Source organism: Nguyenibacter vanlangensis (assembly GCF_013376155.1).
In the GTDB taxonomy this organism is placed as follows: Bacteria; Pseudomonadota; Alphaproteobacteria; order Acetobacterales; family Acetobacteraceae; genus Gluconacetobacter; species Gluconacetobacter vanlangensis.
This window is the reverse complement of the sequence record NZ_JABXXP010001244.1, coordinates 1-554: the sequence shown is the minus strand read 5'-3', so window position 1 is coordinate 554 and position 554 is coordinate 1. Positions and strand designations below refer to the sequence as shown.

Below are 554 nucleotides of genomic sequence, written 5' to 3'. Positions count from 1 at the left end.
CGGGTCGGGATGCGTGCCGCCGCGGGCGTTCCGCACGGTGGCGACATGGTCGATATTCACGCCCAGCCGCAGCCTCCGCGCCCCGGACGAGGGCACGGAAAGGGGTGCGGAAACAGGGGATGGGGAAGCAGGATCGCCGGTCATGCGGACCTCCGGTTGCGGCTCATCTCGCCGGCCAGGCGCAGCGCGGCCAGCAGGCTGGACGGATCGGCCACCCCTTGGCCGGCAATGTCGAAGGCGGTGCCGTGGTCCGGCGAGGTCCGCACGATCGGCAGGCCCAGGGTGACGTTCACCCCGCCCGCCATGTCGATCGTCTTCAGCGGGATCAGCGCCTGGTCGTGATACATGCACAGCGCCGCGTCATAGCGCGCCCGCGCGCGGGGGATGAACATCGTATCGGGCGCCCAGGGGCCGCTGGTCGCGATCCCCGCCGCGCGCAGGGCCGCGATCGCGGGCGCGATGATCGTCGTTTCCTCGTCCCCCATCACCCCGCCCTCGCCGGCATGCGGGTTCAGCCCCGCCACGGCCAGGCGCGGCGCGGCGATGCCGAAATC

General features: G+C 72.6%; 2 protein-coding genes. Both read right to left on the bottom strand.

The genetic code is table 11. From position 1 onward, the window contains the following. Window positions 1–144: pyridoxine 5'-phosphate synthase (locus HUK84_RS23460; RefSeq protein WP_246285843.1), on the bottom strand; the 144-nt coding region annotated here is incomplete at its 3' end. Beyond that, window positions 141–554: PdxA family dehydrogenase (locus HUK84_RS22385; RefSeq protein WP_176642069.1), on the bottom strand; the 414-nt coding region annotated here is incomplete at its 5' end. The genes HUK84_RS22385 and HUK84_RS23460, both read right to left, overlap by 4 nt.